Source organism: Vreelandella venusta (genome assembly GCF_015689495.1).
Classification (GTDB): Bacteria; Pseudomonadota; Gammaproteobacteria; order Pseudomonadales; family Halomonadaceae; genus Vreelandella; species Vreelandella venusta.
Genome location: NZ_CP065135.1, coordinates 981,612 through 995,778, shown reverse-complemented (window position 1 = coordinate 995,778; position 14,167 = coordinate 981,612). Strand labels below are relative to the sequence as shown.

Here is a 14,167-nt window from a genome sequence, read left to right as displayed (position 1 = left end):
CGCCGATTAGTTAGCGTTTACTTAACTTTATACTCTCAGCCTTAATGCGTGACTATGATAGGCTGTTGGCTTAAACGTTCACCTCAAGGATACCGAGATGACGCTGCAAGCCCCTCCTAAGCGTACAAACAGTGATGGAAAAACAAGGCGTGTCGGTGTGGAAATCGAATTCGCCGGACTTCCACCGCATGATACCGCTGAACTGGTACGCGAACTATTTGGGGGTGAGCTTAACGTGGTAAGTCCCCACCGGCTACTGGTTGAAGCGACACGATGGGGCGAGTTCGGTATTGAGCTGGATACCCAATATGCTCACCCCGATAAGACGTTACTGGAAGAACACCATGAAAGCGATAGCGAATGGGCACGCCAGCAGCACCATCGGCGAATAGAGTTCCATCAAAAAACCCGTGAACTGATTGGCGACATGGTAACAGGCTTAGTGCCTACGGAAATTGTCTGTCCGCCGATCCCCTGGGATCAGTTAGCTGAACTAGACCAACTATTTAGTGCCCTGCGCGACAAGGGCGCGAAAGGTACGGATGCCAGTTTGCTCTACGGATTTGGGCTGCATCTCAACCCTGAAGTAGAGCGGTTTGAGGTTGATTACCTTCTAGCCATGATGCAAGCCTACTTGCTTCTCGCCAGTTGGCTGCGCGATGAAATCAAAGTCGACATTACCCGTGAAGTACTACCTCACGCTAACCCATTTCATAAAGAGTACGCCCTTAAAGTCCTGGATTCTGGTTATCAGCCTGATTTAGATACGTTTATCGATGACTATCTGCACTATAACCTAACACGCAATCGAGAGCTGGATTTACTGCCGCTGTTTGCGCACCTGCGTCCTGACCATCCCAATGAGCTGCTGCATAGCCAACTCACTAAACCACGCCCGACATTTCATTACCGGCTACCCAATGCGCAGCTTTCTCAGCCCGGCTGGGGGTCGGTTGTGGAGTGGAATCGCTGGGTTGAGGTAGAAAAGCTAGCCGCAAACAGTGAGGTGCTGCGCGCTCGCTGCGATGAGTATATTGCTGAACACAGTCAACCTTGGTGGAAACGCTGTAAAACGAAGCTGCTTGGCCTATTTAAGTCATCCTAAACACACTGCCTGAGTGAGAACGTGCCGGCATGTCTCGACCACTTATTGGGATTACAACCTCTGATCAAAAAAGCCACCTAGCGTGGTGGTTTGACTGGTTCGCCGTATGGCGACATGGTGGCAAACCGCTTCGCTTGTCCCCGTCACGCCCCCTGCCTGCCCATCTTGACGGGCTAATTATTGGCGGTGGCGATGATATTCAAGCGCATCTTTACGGCGGTGAAGTACAGCTGGATGTGCGGCTGGACCCCGCCCGCGATGAATTGGAACTCAGCCTACTCGGCCGATTTATTCCACAAAACACTCCGGTATTGGGAATTTGCCGAGGAGCTCAGCTCATCAACGTCCACCTGGGAGGTACCCTCGACCCTGATATTTATACTACCCACGAAGGCCTGAAACGACGGCGCACGGTGCTACCGCGCAAGACAGTAGATATTGTCGGGGGAAGTAAGCTTTATCAACTATTAGGCGTCACATGGTGTCGTGTGAATAGCCTGCACCACCAGGCGGTCAATCAGGCAGGTAACGGCATCAATATTGTCGCCCGCGACCGGGACGGACTAGTACAGGGAATTGAGTCCACAAAACATGATTTTCTAATTGGCGTGCAGTGGCATCCTGAATGGCTTATTTTCAACCGCCCCCAGCAACGTTTAATTAGTGCACTGGTGGCGGCAGCGAAACAAGGTACACACTAGCAACCTACGTACTGCCTCTGACTAGCCTTTTAAGGCTGCCAGCGCGGCTTCATAATCAGGCTCATTTTTCAGCTCGCTGACCAGCTCACTGTGCAACACGCGATTATCTGCATCGAGCACTACCACGGCACGGGCGCACAATCCTTCCATTGCACTATTCGCCAATGCGACACCCCACGCTTCTTGGAACTCTCGATGGCGGAAGGTAGACAAGGTTTCAACGTTATCCAGCCCTTCTGCGCCACAAAAGCGCTTGGCCGCAAATGGCAGGTCAGCAGACACCACCAGTACCACGGTATTATCCAATTGCGCGGCCAGTTCATTAAACCGTCGAGTAGACACCGCACAAGTGGGCGTATCGACACTCGGGATAATATTCAGTACTTTGCGCTTGCCCGAATACGTATCAAGGGTAACATCTTCTAAATTAGCATTGGTAAGCGTCATCAGCGGCGCAGTTTGACCTGGAGCAGGTAGCGTTCCCGCCACATCCATCGGCTCGCCAGCACGGGTTATCTGTTGCATATTAAGCTCCTAATATAAAGTGAAAACGGTGTATGGTGGGAGCTATCACCTTACAGGGTAATGCCTTAACGGGGCTAACCTTTCCTTCCTAACCTTCCCTTAGACAGGATAACGAGAACGCCATGGCCTCTTTAGTTATTATCAAAACCGGTGATGCTTTCCCTGAAGTGGTCGATCAATACGGTGATTTCGAGCAACTCTTTATCAATCAGCTTTCGACGTCACTACCGACCGACCTGTCACTCAGGGTTTGGGATGCGCGCAAACAAGGCGTTCCTCCTACCCCCAGTTCATTCGCCGGCATTATGCTCACGGGTTCCCACAGTATGGTGAGCGAACAGGAGCCATGGAGCGAAGCACTAAAACCTTGGCTTGAGCAGGCGTTAGCTGAGAACGTCCCGATGCTTGGTGTGTGTTACGGCCACCAGTTGATGGCTTCAGCATTCGGCGGTATTAGCGATTACCACCCTGCAGGCAGAGAGTCAGGAACCCGCAAAGTTCAGCTGACCCAAGCAGGTCATCAAGACCCTCTGTTTAGCAAGCTCCCCTCACACTTCTCGGCTCACCTAACCCACGCCCAGTCGGTCATGCAGCTGCCACCCAACGCCACGGTGTTGGCGCATAACTGCCACGATGCTCATCAAGCATTACGTTATGGCCCCCGCCAATGGAGCGTGCAGTTTCATCCAGAATTCACCCAACCAGTGATGCATGCTTATATCGAGCGTCAGAAAGCCGCATTGCGCGACCAAGGCGACAATCCCGATGAACCCATTAACGCCATCACTGACACTCAAGCAGCCTCTAGCCTACTGCGCCATTTCCTGAGCTTTACGTAAGCCGCTTTTGGTCGCGCCTGGACGCAAGTCGGTCCGCTAATCGCGTGGGTTCTGGTAACTTGGTGCGCCCTAAACAACGCACCACCCAGTCCAGCGATGTTTCAAGGGATAATCGATGTCCAGGCGATACGAACACTGGCTTCACATTTTTCCGCGAGCGTAGCACAGCACCAATCACCTCGTTACCTGATGTTAGCGGCACCCAGTATCCCTGCGTGTTTCCCACCTCTTCATGCTGCCCCGTTAAGCGGGACTTAGCGATGCCGATCGTCGGTAAATTTAGCCATAGCCCCAGGTGAGCAGCGACACCCAGCCGCCGAGGATGCGCAATCCCCTGCCCGTCGACCATTACCAGCTCGGGTGTGATCGCAAGTTTTGCGAATGCCTCCAGGGCGGCTGGGATCTCGCGAAAAGAGAGCAGCCCGGGAATATAAGGCATCCGTGTTGGCTCACGATGAACCACCTGCTCTACCATAGTTAGATGTTGTGGGGTGTCAGGCTGCCATTTCAGGACAACAATTGCCGCACGAGTAATCTCACCGTCCGCTTCAAACCCAATATCGACCCCAGCAATGTGATGTACAGAGTCGATACGATCCGTGGTTTCAAGTCGTTTCGCCAGCACTTTTTGCAGCGCTACGGCTTCTTTTGGAGCTAAATTCCAGTCATGTAGCGGTGCGTCCATGCAGACTCCTTTTACTGAACCATCATCATACTAACGTAGCTCAACTTCTCAGCAGCAATAACAGGCAAAAAAAATCCCCTTAAGCCGCTAGGCGTAAGGGGATAGAACGATCGTTAAACGTCGTTTTAAAGCACCACTATCTATCTATGGCGCTATACAATAACTTAAGCACAATAACTTAAGCGCGTTCGCGGCGACGAATCGGCGCATCGCCGTCATCACGACGACGACGTGGAGCACGCTCAGGCGCGCTGTCTTCACTAATTTCTAACGGACGACCTGCGACACGGGCACGTGCCATTTTCGCCAGAATAGTGGAAGGCAGGCCACTGGGTAGCTCAACTACCGAGAAAGCGTTGCGGATATCGATCCGACCGATACGGGCACCTTCGATGCCACCTTCGTTCGCCAGTGCACCCACCAGCTGACCAGGCTTAACGCCATCCTTATGGCCAACAGAAACACGGTAACGAATCATACCTTCACTAGGTGCGCTTGAACGCTCACGACGGCCACCAGACCTACCACCAGGCGCGCCATCACGCGGGGCACGCTCTTTACGCGGGGCTTGCAAGCGACCAATCGGCGCTTCATCAGCACGCGCCATCGCAGCAAAAGCACAGGCTAATTCAATGGCATCATGGCCTTCTTCTACCAGGCGTTCAACCAGTGCACGCTGCTCTTCAGCACCTTTGGTCAGGGCCGCTACAACGCGATGATGGAACACGTCATCACGGTGAGCACGAATAGCAGCTTCGTCTGGCAGCGGCATTTCCGTCATTTTCTGACCGGTAGCCTGCTCCATCCAGCCCACTTTACGGCCTTCACGGAAACCAGCGAACGTAATTGCGATACCGCTACGGCCCGCACGACCGGTACGACCGATACGGTGTGTATAGGCTTCTGCGTCTTGTGGCAGATCGTAGTTGATCACGTGCGTAATACGCGGCACGTCAAGACCACGAGCAGCGACGTCGGTCGCAATTAGCACATCAACCTTGCTACGCTTGAGACGTGTAATGGTGCGCTCACGCAGGCTTTGGTCTAGATCGCCAGACAGGCCTGCGGCATTAACGCCACGCGCTGTTAGCTGCTCAACCAGCGTGGTACAAGCGGCACGAGTACGCACGAAGACAATAGCGGCATCAACCGGCTCAACTTCAAGGATACGTGCCAACGCTTCAAGCTTAGCGCCACCATCGACGCGTACAATGCGCTGTTCAATGTTTTCACCGGTCGTCGTACGCGACTCAATCGCGACTTTCACCGGGTTAACTAGATAGCGGTTAACAATGCGCTCAATTTCAGTCGGCAGCGTTGCCGAGAAGAACACACGCTGAGCATCTTTAGGGGTATCGGCAACCACGCGTTTTACGTCGTCGATAAAGCCCATGCGCAGCATTTCGTCAGCTTCATCCAGCACAAGTGCCGAAAGGCCATCGAGTTTCAGACTACCGCGATCAAGGTGATCGATAATACGGCCAGGGGTGCCAACAACAACCTGGGCACCGCGCTTTAGCGCGCCTAACTGCTCACGGTACTCTTGGCCGCCACAAAGGATAGCGACTTCAAGGCCCTTGAGGTTTTGACCATATTTACTGAACGACGCAGCAACCTGCTGGGCAAGTTCACGGGTCGGAGCCATAACCAGTACTTGAGGCTCGCGACGGGTAAGTTCTAAACGCGATAACAATGGCAATGCAAATGCAGCAGTTTTGCCGGTGCCGGTTTGTGCTTGGCCCAGCATATCGCGGCCTTCCAGCAACGCAGGAATTGTCTGCGCCTGGATCGGCGAGGGAATTTCGTAGCCTTGTGCTTCAACAGCAGAGAGAACGGCAGGCAACAGAGCAAGATCGCCGAAGCTCGGCGAAGCGACAGAAGTCGAGGTCATTAATCACACCTTGGTAGGCCGGTTTTTCCGGCAAAAAACATCGTAAGCGTCTCTGACTCTGCTCGTTAATACGCGTGACAATGCCTATTAATGAACAAGGATCCGCAAGGCGGATATTATCATCAGTGGAGTCGGAGACGCCGGTCGCACCTAGCATTCGGTTAGCAAACATCGCATAGGCGGGCTAACCGCTGTGGCGACCTTCTGCGCCGATTTCACCCGTTTGGTGAAATGCTGGAGGCGCGCCATCTTCACAGCAATGAACATCTGCAGTTGGCAAGATGTTCCCGCAAGCACTTCGCTTCGTAGTCAACGCTACGCAGGAAATCGCTTATCGTCGTGATGGAGGGGTCAACACATGCGAGGAGGGCGCATCCTAACACCGCCAGCCGATCATGACCAGCTTTTTTACTTTAACCATTTTTAATAGTCTGGCTTGCAGATACTCCCTGTTCGTCTAACCTGAGAGGTGCCTAACGATGTTCACTAACTTCAAGGAGTGATGCTATGAACTGGGATAAAATTGAAGGCAACTGGAAAGAAATGAAAGGAAAAGCTCGTGCAAGCTGGGGAGAACTAACTGACGATGAACTTACCCAGATTGGCGGCAAGAAAGACCAACTTGTTGGCAAGCTACAGCAGAAATATGGCATAGAGCGGGAAGAAGCCGAACGCCGTGCTGATCAATGGGCGAACGATCTTTAACGTTTGTCGTCTAATTAAGCCGCACATTAATAGCTACACGGAGAGATGCTATGCGTAAGACAATGCTTACCACCGCTATCAGTACCGCCCTTTTAGGCAGCTTAGCCTTTGGTGTTCAGGCCTCAACTGAACCCCAAGGCATGTATTCTGCAGATGACATCATGGATGCAGAGGTGTTTTTTGTTGGTGGTTCTGGTGAAGAAATAGGTGAAGTGGAAGATATTCTTTTTGATGAAGAAATGCGCATTTCAGCGTTAGTCGTTGAAAGCGGCGCAGTTCTGGGTCTGGGTGGTCGTGAAATTGTGATTAATACCGATCAGTTTACCCTGGAAACCCATACCGAGAGTGATGGTGGTACCGAGCACCGTATTATGCTCGAGGCTTCCCAAGAGGAAGTCGAATCCTTCCCTACCTATAATCGTGATTGGTGGGAGCAGACTAAAAACAGTGCTCGCGATGCGTGGCAAACGACCAAAGAAGGTGCCCAAAGCGCTTGGCAAACTACTCGCGAAGCCGTTAATGACAACCAGTAACTTAAATCGCTTAAGCTAGCGCTTAACTAGCCAAATGGGCCACCCAGCAACTGGGTGGCCCATTTGTTAGTAACGAGATTTGAGAGGCAGTTTCTGAGCAGCGCTCTGCTTATCAACTAGTATGAAGCCCGACGACGGATGCCCTGCCCTGGCAAACGCTGACGATCATGAGGGCGATCTAAATCCAATAGCGGTCCAGCAGGCACAATGCGTGTAGGGTTAATCTTGTCATGGCTGTAGTAGTAGTGGCGTTTTATCTGGTCCATATTGACGGTCTCTGCAATGCCCGGCCACTGATACAGCTCGCGAACGTAATTTGCTAGATTTGGATAATCTTCAATACGCTTTAAATTGCACTTAAAATGACCGTAGTAGACAGCATCAAAACGGATCAGCGTAGTGAAAAGCCGAATATCCGCCTCTGTTAACCACTCCCCCGCTAGATAACGATGCTCGCTCAAACGTTTTTCCATTCGATCTAAGGCATCGAACAGCGCCTGCACATGCTTTTCATACACCTGCTGATCCGTCGCAAAACCCGACTTATAGACACCGTTATTAATATGCTCGTACACATCGTCGTTGATGTCGTTAATGGTGCTACGCAGGTCATCAGGGTAAAAATCTAAATCGTTACCGGTCAACTTATCAAACGCGTGATTAAAAATGCGTATCAAATCAGCTGACTCATTATTGATTATTGCGCTACGTTGCTTATCCCAAAGCAGCGGTACGGTGACGCGTCCCGTATAGGTAGAGTCATTCATCGTGTAGAGCTGGTGATGATAGTCGACGTGGTTAACAGGATCCCCGCTGGAGCCCTCAGCTTGGTTATACGTCCAACCCTTATCCTGCATCAAAGGGCTGACATGAGAGGCACCAATAAGTGATTCCAGCCCTTTTAATTTGCGCATAATCAGAACTCGATGCGCCCAAGGGCAGGCTAAAGAGACATAAAGATGATAACGGTCTGCTTGCGCGGGGTAGCGCTGCCCTTGCCACTGTTTGCCTGACGATGCACCGCCTGACAGCACTTCTCTTATGGAATCGTCGCCCACCCAGTCGCGCAGCTGAGCAGACTCACGGACAAATTCGCCACCATGCTTCTTAGTGTCGTACCACTGATCAACCCATTCGCCGTTAACAAGCAGTCCCATCGGGCGGTCTCCTGTTGTAATAATCGTATGTAGTAAACGCATTAATAATGCTGATGGCGTTTAGCATACGCCCGCTTTCCCGATGCTCAAGCGGATGTTTTACGGCGATTCATTCGATGAAATCGAATCCTTAGGACAGAGTTCGCTCACCCCCTGCTTCAATGCCTGTGCCATCGCGTGGGCTGCAGGGCCAGCGCGATCTCGGTCTCTGAATATCAACTGCATGGGCACCATACGTATCCCTCCAGCACTCAACGGCAGAGGTTTGAGTTGCCCACTTGAAAGCTCATCAGCAATACGGGTTTCTGGCATCCAGGCAAACCCTAATCCACGCTTCAACATATCTAAAGACGTGTTTAAGTGACTCACCGTCCATCGTTGCTCCGCTTTCAGCCAGCCGGAATTAGTCGACTGGCGTAGCGCTGAATCACGTACGACCAGTTGGCGATGCTGGGTTAGATCCCTCAGGTCTAGCGAGCGGCTAAGCTGGTGTAACTCATGGCTTGGGTGTGCCACAGCGATAAACCGCACGTTCACCAGTGGTTCACCTAAATACCCCTGAGCCGCAATCCCTGAAACCACGAGATCGGCACGGCCATCGTGAAGCATCTCCGTACCACCATTTAGCACGCTTTCATGCAACTGTACTCTGACCTGAGGATACATTTCTGAGAAACGCTCAAGCGCTTTCGCTTGGGCAGCGGCTGGAAAAATCTGATCAATAGCGACCACGATTTCAGCTTCCAAGCCAGCAGCCAAACGGGTAGCAACATCTTCTAAAGAAGCGGCACTCTCAATTAACTGGCGAGCTCGGCGCAATAAGAGTTCGCCCGCCTCAGTTAGGCGTACTTGCCTACCTACCGGCTCTAACACCTGAACACCCAATTGCTCTTCTAACTTGTGCACGGCATGGTTAAGCGTAGATGGGCTTTTATGAATAGCCTCGGCCGCCCGCGCAAACCCACCATGGTCAACGACGGCTGCCAGCATCTGCCACTGTGCAAGAGTTACTCGAGACATTTCGATTCCCTCGACGCTAAACAGCGAAATAGTCCGCTTGATCTTCGAAAAACCCATATAGAATGCCAGGAAAAAGTGCTGAGTACTTGCTTGCAAACAATTATTCCTAGGTATCAGTCCGCCAAGAGGGGCTAGCTGACTCTTTTTTCCTTAAGTCGCGGTTAATCGACACTAAAATTGCCAAACACGACAAAGAAACAATTTTTTACAAAAAAGACAGCATCTCACACCGCCAATTACTAAGCGCCCTTAACAAATCTGCTGAAGACCACCTGATGACGAGTGGTTGGCTTTCAAGTCGCCTAAACTTTTAGACAAAAATGATACAAATATAATACAAAAGCATTGTAAAATTAATTTAACTTTTAAAGTTGGTGGAAAATATTGCTTAGCGCCACCTCCCTATGGTTAATTAGTCTGCCCACTTAGCCCTAACACGGCTATCGAGAAGTTACTTTTTTTAGCGAACGGCGTTCATAAACAGATTTACTTGCTTATTACTTCCGTATTTCAATGAAGTACATTTAGTGTACAGGTATACAGTCTGTTCACTCTTACCCTCATGGGGTATGGTTCCTGGGTTTACTTTCTTTCATGTTACTCATTTATCACGAACTCGGCGGCCCATTTACCCATGTTGCGAATTCTTCATTCGCTGCCCCGCACACATAAATTGTTACTGTTACCCGTGGCTACAATGGTCACTGTGCTGGGCACACAAAAGTTAATTACGACCTACCACGATTTAAACCACGCTCATACACCACTGGAAAGCGTGCTTGTACCGCTTCCCAGCGACTCTGCTCCTGGGGTCCCCTCACTGCGCCAAGAACGCACCCCTGTTGCTGAAGCCATTGATCGCGCTTCCCGCGCGATTGATGCCACGCGGGAAAATATTCCGCTGCACGACCTTGCTGCTAAAGAAATTGTCGATCTGGATGTCATTCCTAGCGCCGAAGCCTCAATGGCTAGCGACACGACGCAACCTCACATTAGCGCCCAACTGGATGACAGCGCGCTCCATATCGCCGTGGTGCTAGGAACCCTCTCCAGCGGTATGCTCGAAGTTGATAAAACTGCTTCTGGCGATGTGGATAACACGGCTTCCGTAGAAATTGCCGATGCCACTTCATATGAAGATTATGGCAATGAGCTATTTGGTGATATTTCTTTTCTCGAGCTGGAGCTTGCTACGGACGAGCCCTACGTTCCCAGATGGAAAACACATATTGTTGAGTCGGGTGAGACCTTCGCGTTGCTGGCACAGAACAAGCTAGGCCTTGGCTACAGCGAAGTAATGGCGCTGCTAGAGGATCTTCCAGACCCTCGTATGCTTACGCATTGGCGTGCTGGCCACAGTTTTGATTACAAGTTAGATGAAAATGGTCGTTTGCTGTCGTTGCGTATGATGAAAAACACCCGCGACGGTATCTTGCTAGAGCGTGATGAAGAACACTTTGCCGCCACGGTTATTGAGCGCCAGGGTGAAGCAGTACAGCGTCTCTACGCGGGCAGCGTAAGCGGTAGTTTTGCACGCTCGGCCCAGGCAACGGGTCTAAGCAGTAGCGCCGTTACTGAACTCACCCACCTACTTGAGCAAAAACTCGACTTTCGACGCGACAGCCGTCGTGGGGATCGCTTTCAAGTGCTAGTTGAGTCAGACATGATTGATGGGGAAGCGTTTGACTCTCGCGTGCTCGCTGTTAAGTACGATGGCGAACGCATGGACTTGACGCTTCTGCGTAATGCCACTGATAGTAACTTTTATACGCCTGAAGGAAGTAGCTTAGATCCTGCTTTCTCGCGCTATCCGTTTGAAGGCAATTACCGTCTAAGTTCTAACTTTAACCCACGCCGCAAACATCCGGTAACTGGCCGCATAAGCCCGCATAATGGCACCGATTTTGCGATGCCTATTGGCACACCTGTTATTGCTCCCGCCAATGGTCGGGTGGAAAAAGTGGGTAACCATCATGCTGCAGGGCGTTACATTGTGGTTCGCCATGATAATGGCTATCAAACCCGTTATCTTCACCTTTCTCGCCCGCTGGTCAGCGAAGGTGCGCGTATCGAAATGGGTGAACGCATTGCACTTTCAGGCAACACCGGACGGAGTACAGGGCCTCATCTGCACTATGAGGTCATCGTCAACAACACGCCTGTCAACGCGATGAACGTAGAGCTGCCTGAAAACACCAGCCTTAGTGGCGATACGTTGATTGCGTTCCAGCGCCAAGCTGAGCCCATGATGGCGGCACTGGATAGCGGTGAGACAGGCACTATCAGTGTTGCTAACTACGAGCGTCAAGAAGAAGAGCAGTAACTTTCTGACTCTCTTTGCATCAAACAGTAACGCCGCCCTTATAGGGCGGCGTTATTGCTTTGAAGTAAGCCTGCGTTACCAACCTTGCCGATAAGCCATCCTTACAAAATATCTAGCCATCAATCCTCCCATCACGTTATACCGCTCGTGACAATGCAGCCAATAGATCGGCGTCGCGGCGATAAATATCATCGCGAAACTCTACTTCTCCTTGCGCATTTGGCCAGGCCGTTAAGTAGTGCAGCGCGACAGGAATACGCTGCGGCAGATTAACATTGCGATCACTTCCACCACTGTTAAGCAACGAAGACAATTGGTAGCGACTGCCACTATCTTGAAGCAGTAACTGCGCAAATTCCGTCACGCCTTCAACGCGCACACAGCCAGAACTGAGCGCTCGCTGATCGCGCTGAAACACTCCCCTGGCAGGTGTATCGTGAAGATAGATCATCTCATTGTTAGGAAAACGTACCACCACGCGGCCTAACGGGTTACCGCCACCTGACACTTGACGCAGCATCACTGCGCCTGGCCGCTGCCAGTCAATAGCACCAGCGTCTAACCGCTCGCCGGAGTGACTTATCACTTGGATATTGCGCCGGGCCAAATAGCCTGGATCTCGTCTAACCTGAGGTAAAACGTCCTCGCGCATAATGGTCGGTGGAATCGTCCATGACGGGTTGATAGTTAAGTGGCTAATCGCCGAATGAATAATAGGCGTTTCGCGCCGCGGTGTGCCGACTACCACCCTGGCATCCCAGTGCTCACCATTGGGCCGAGTGTAGTGCAGTCGATACCCCGCAATGTCGACCCACACACGCGGCTCATCGGTTTGGGTAGGCTTGAGCCAACGCGCCCGCTCTAAGTTGACACGAAGCTGATCAATACGCGACGTGACCGGCGTGTTCAATGCAAGCCGTGTGCGCTGGCCCACAACACCATCTTCTTGCAACTGATGACGACGTTGAAATTGCTTAACGGCCCTTTCTAGCTCAGCATCATAAGTGCGCTGGTTGCTAACCGCTGACTGCGCCTCAATCATTGGGTAGGCACTGCTATCCGCCCCCAGCAAGTTGGTTTCTCCCCAATAGGCCAAACGCTGTCGCAATACCAGTACATCCTCATTAGTATCGCCTGGGCGTAACGCCTCATCGCGACTTGCCAGATAGGGAACACTGCCTTTTTCAGCCAGCGTACGGTATTGGCGTAGCGCATCACGTAGCTGAGCGTACTCCGTTGACGAGGGCCTTACATAGTCAAGCGCGCCCTGAATATCGCCATTTTCCACCGCATGGACAATGCGCAGCAAAGAGTAGCGGCGCTCTGGCCTAGGGATATCCCATTTGGGCTCGACCTCGTTTGGGTTCACCTTGCCCCGCGAGAGGTGCTCAAGTGCAAGCAAAAGTGCTGTCGTTGCCTGAACATCAAAATCAGCTTGGGCCAACGCACCTGCTTGCTGGCTAGCCTGAAATGCAGTCAGCAGGATATCTGCGTCATAATCACTAGGCGTTAGACCATCATCTTCAAGGCTATTTAACGCCTGCACCAGTGCTTCAACACGACTGCTATCTTGCCAGACGAGTCGCTGGTTTAGCTGCTGATAAAAGTCTTCAACAGGCAGTAACTCACTAGATTGAGTCGCTAAACGCTGAGCAAGTGCCTGCTCAAGAGCGCCTGTATCAGCTTGCGCGCTGGTAACCAACTGAGGCGCTTGGACCAGCGTCAGACACAGGGCCATCCCTATCGCCCATCGTCTTATTAACGTTGTCTCGTTCATCGCTCCTCCTTGCGTTACTATTCATCGTCGCTATTTATGATTGCGATTCATCATTATTGCGCTACATCTATTTATCATAGCCGTTTACCTGTCTACTTCGTCGATATCTATTGCAGGATTGCACTCTATGCTTTTTTACCTACGTGCTTCTACCGTCATTGTTTCGCTTCCACTGCTGTTATTGAGCCTTCCCTTACAAGCCGCCAGCTTTTTTTCACAGGTCGCTTCTACCGCGCCACCCGGCATTTCGCCCTTGCATCATCAATTACTCCAACTAGCGCCATCGGCAACGCCAGAGGCGCTGCGGCTCGCCGCTCAGTCACTTAGCTGTGCTGACCCAACCGCTGAGCGCTTAGCCGTCATTGATTACTCACTTCCGTCTACCGAGCCACGGCTTTGGGTCTTTGACCTACATCGACATAAGCTGCTGTTCAAAGAGCTGGTTTCCCATGGGCAGGGTTCAGGCGATGCGTTGGCAGAGGTCTTCTCCAATACCCCCGAAAGCCATCAATCCAGCATCGGGCTCTTTCGCACAATGAATAGTTATTATGGTCGTAATGGCTATTCATTGCGTTTGGATGGCTTAGAGCCAGAGGTGAACGACCTCGCGTTTGAGCGAGCAATTGTGATTCATGGCGCTGACTATGTTAGCGACGACTTTATCGCCCAGACCGGTAGACTCGGACGTAGCCACGGCTGCCCTGCCGTACGCGAAGACATCACTTATCCGCTTATCGACAGTTTAAAAGAGAACCAGTATGTCTTTGCCTACTATCCGGATGAAGAGTGGTTAGCAACATCGCAGTTTCTGCGCTGCCCAAACGACAATGCTCGCCATCTAGCCCAACGCTGATCATCTTTCTAGCAAAATTGCCGAGCGGCGAAGCTGCTCACTGTGTAAGACCA

At 51.6% G+C, this 14,167-nt stretch carries 13 protein-coding genes; 7 read left to right on the top strand and 6 right to left on the bottom strand.

The annotated features are described in order from the left end of the window. Window positions 1–97: 97 nt before the first annotated feature. Both IR195_RS04720 and IR195_RS04715 read left to right on the top strand, forming a co-directional pair. Window positions 98–1,105, top strand: coding sequence for an amidoligase family protein (locus IR195_RS04720; RefSeq protein WP_206048890.1), 1,008 nt, complete (start codon window positions 98–100; stop codon window positions 1,103–1,105). 29 nt (window positions 1,106–1,134) lie between these two features. Next, window positions 1,135–1,806 carry a gamma-glutamyl-gamma-aminobutyrate hydrolase family protein gene (locus IR195_RS04715; RefSeq protein ID WP_125746115.1) on the top strand — a complete coding sequence of 224 codons (672 nt, stop codon included), beginning with the start codon at window positions 1,135–1,137 and terminating at the stop codon, window positions 1,804–1,806. A gap of 21 nt (window positions 1,807–1,827) precedes the next feature. Here the strand turns inward: IR195_RS04715 and tpx are convergent, their stop codons facing one another. Continuing rightward, on the bottom strand, window positions 1,828–2,331 hold the full coding sequence (tpx, locus tag IR195_RS04710; RefSeq protein ID WP_146942779.1) for a thiol peroxidase: 504 nt from the start codon (window positions 2,329–2,331) through the stop codon (window positions 1,828–1,830). A 122-nt stretch (window positions 2,332–2,453) separates the two neighbouring features. Between tpx and IR195_RS04705 the strand changes: the two genes are divergently transcribed. Then, complete coding sequence (locus IR195_RS04705) at window positions 2,454–3,170, top strand: glutamine amidotransferase (protein ID WP_206048889.1); 717 nt, start codon at window positions 2,454–2,456, stop codon at window positions 3,168–3,170. Here IR195_RS04705 and nfi read toward each other — a convergent pair. Together nfi and IR195_RS04695 are read right to left on the bottom strand one after the other, a co-directional pair. Then, complete coding sequence (nfi, locus tag IR195_RS04700; RefSeq protein ID WP_206048888.1) at window positions 3,163–3,855, bottom strand: deoxyribonuclease V; 693 nt, start codon at window positions 3,853–3,855, stop codon at window positions 3,163–3,165. The two genes, IR195_RS04705 and nfi, sit on opposite strands and share 8 nt — an antisense overlap. A gap of 178 nt (window positions 3,856–4,033) precedes the next feature. Beyond that, window positions 4,034–5,746, bottom strand: a complete 1,713-nt coding sequence (locus tag IR195_RS04695; protein ID WP_125746107.1) for a DEAD/DEAH box helicase — start codon at window positions 5,744–5,746, stop codon at window positions 4,034–4,036. 507 nt (window positions 5,747–6,253) lie between these two features. Between IR195_RS04695 and IR195_RS04690 the strand changes: the two genes are divergently transcribed. Then, the gene (locus tag IR195_RS04690) at window positions 6,254–6,451 is read left to right on the top strand and encodes a CsbD family protein (protein WP_146942783.1); all 198 of its coding nucleotides are present in this window, start codon (window positions 6,254–6,256) and stop codon (window positions 6,449–6,451) included. Between the two features lie 50 nt (window positions 6,452–6,501). Further along, entirely contained in the window at window positions 6,502–6,984 is a 483-nt protein-coding gene (locus tag IR195_RS04685; protein WP_089038892.1) for a PRC-barrel domain-containing protein, read from the top strand. Window positions 6,985–7,100: 116 nt separating this feature from the next. Here IR195_RS04685 and IR195_RS04680 read toward each other — a convergent pair whose 3' ends face one another. Then, window positions 7,101–8,141: a glutathione S-transferase family protein gene (locus IR195_RS04680; protein WP_206048887.1), complete on the bottom strand. Its 1,041-nt coding sequence runs from the start codon at window positions 8,139–8,141 to the stop codon at window positions 7,101–7,103. A 99-nt stretch (window positions 8,142–8,240) separates the two neighbouring features. After that, window positions 8,241–9,161, bottom strand: coding sequence for a LysR family transcriptional regulator (locus IR195_RS04675; protein WP_146942787.1), 921 nt, complete (start codon window positions 9,159–9,161; stop codon window positions 8,241–8,243). Window positions 9,162–9,795: 634 nt separating this feature from the next. Here IR195_RS04675 and IR195_RS04670 point away from each other — a divergent pair. Continuing rightward, on the top strand, window positions 9,796–11,484 hold the full coding sequence (locus tag IR195_RS04670) for a peptidoglycan DD-metalloendopeptidase family protein (RefSeq protein WP_206048886.1): 1,689 nt from the start codon (window positions 9,796–9,798) through the stop codon (window positions 11,482–11,484). Window positions 11,485–11,620: 136 nt separating this feature from the next. Here the strand turns inward: IR195_RS04670 and IR195_RS04665 are convergent, their stop codons facing one another. Then, window positions 11,621–13,261: a L,D-transpeptidase family protein gene (locus tag IR195_RS04665; RefSeq protein WP_206048885.1), complete on the bottom strand. Its 1,641-nt coding sequence runs from the start codon at window positions 13,259–13,261 to the stop codon at window positions 11,621–11,623. A 127-nt stretch (window positions 13,262–13,388) separates the two neighbouring features. On the opposite strand from IR195_RS04665, the gene IR195_RS04660 reads away from it, so the two are divergent. Continuing rightward, complete coding sequence (locus IR195_RS04660; RefSeq protein ID WP_206048884.1) at window positions 13,389–14,114, top strand: murein L,D-transpeptidase catalytic domain family protein; 726 nt, start codon at window positions 13,389–13,391, stop codon at window positions 14,112–14,114. Window positions 14,115–14,167 lie beyond the last annotated feature (53 nt).

What these genes read in the sequence shown, in the direction of transcription:
- IR195_RS04720 (WP_206048890.1), top strand. Translation starts at nt 98, where the DNA reads ATGACGCTGCAAGCCCCTCCTAAGCGTACAAACAGTGATGGAAAAACA.
- IR195_RS04715 (WP_125746115.1), top strand. Translation starts at nt 1,135, where the DNA reads ATGTCTCGACCACTTATTGGGATTACAACCTCTGATCAAAAAAGCCAC.
- tpx (WP_146942779.1), bottom strand. Translation starts at nt 2,331, where the DNA reads ATGCAACAGATAACCCGTGCTGGCGAGCCGATGGATGTGGCGGGAACG.
- IR195_RS04705 (WP_206048889.1), top strand. Translation starts at nt 2,454, where the DNA reads ATGGCCTCTTTAGTTATTATCAAAACCGGTGATGCTTTCCCTGAAGTG.
- nfi (WP_206048888.1), bottom strand. Translation starts at nt 3,855, where the DNA reads ATGGACGCACCGCTACATGACTGGAATTTAGCTCCAAAAGAAGCCGTA.
- IR195_RS04695 (WP_125746107.1), bottom strand. Translation starts at nt 5,746, where the DNA reads ATGACCTCGACTTCTGTCGCTTCGCCGAGCTTCGGCGATCTTGCTCTG.
- IR195_RS04690 (WP_146942783.1), top strand. Translation starts at nt 6,254, where the DNA reads ATGAACTGGGATAAAATTGAAGGCAACTGGAAAGAAATGAAAGGAAAA.
- IR195_RS04685 (WP_089038892.1), top strand. Translation starts at nt 6,502, where the DNA reads ATGCGTAAGACAATGCTTACCACCGCTATCAGTACCGCCCTTTTAGGC.
- IR195_RS04680 (WP_206048887.1), bottom strand. Translation starts at nt 8,141, where the DNA reads ATGGGACTGCTTGTTAACGGCGAATGGGTTGATCAGTGGTACGACACT.
- IR195_RS04675 (WP_146942787.1), bottom strand. Translation starts at nt 9,161, where the DNA reads ATGTCTCGAGTAACTCTTGCACAGTGGCAGATGCTGGCAGCCGTCGTT.
- IR195_RS04670 (WP_206048886.1), top strand. Translation starts at nt 9,796, where the DNA reads ATGTTGCGAATTCTTCATTCGCTGCCCCGCACACATAAATTGTTACTG.
- IR195_RS04665 (WP_206048885.1), bottom strand. Translation starts at nt 13,261, where the DNA reads ATGAACGAGACAACGTTAATAAGACGATGGGCGATAGGGATGGCCCTG.
- IR195_RS04660 (WP_206048884.1), top strand. Translation starts at nt 13,389, where the DNA reads ATGCTTTTTTACCTACGTGCTTCTACCGTCATTGTTTCGCTTCCACTG.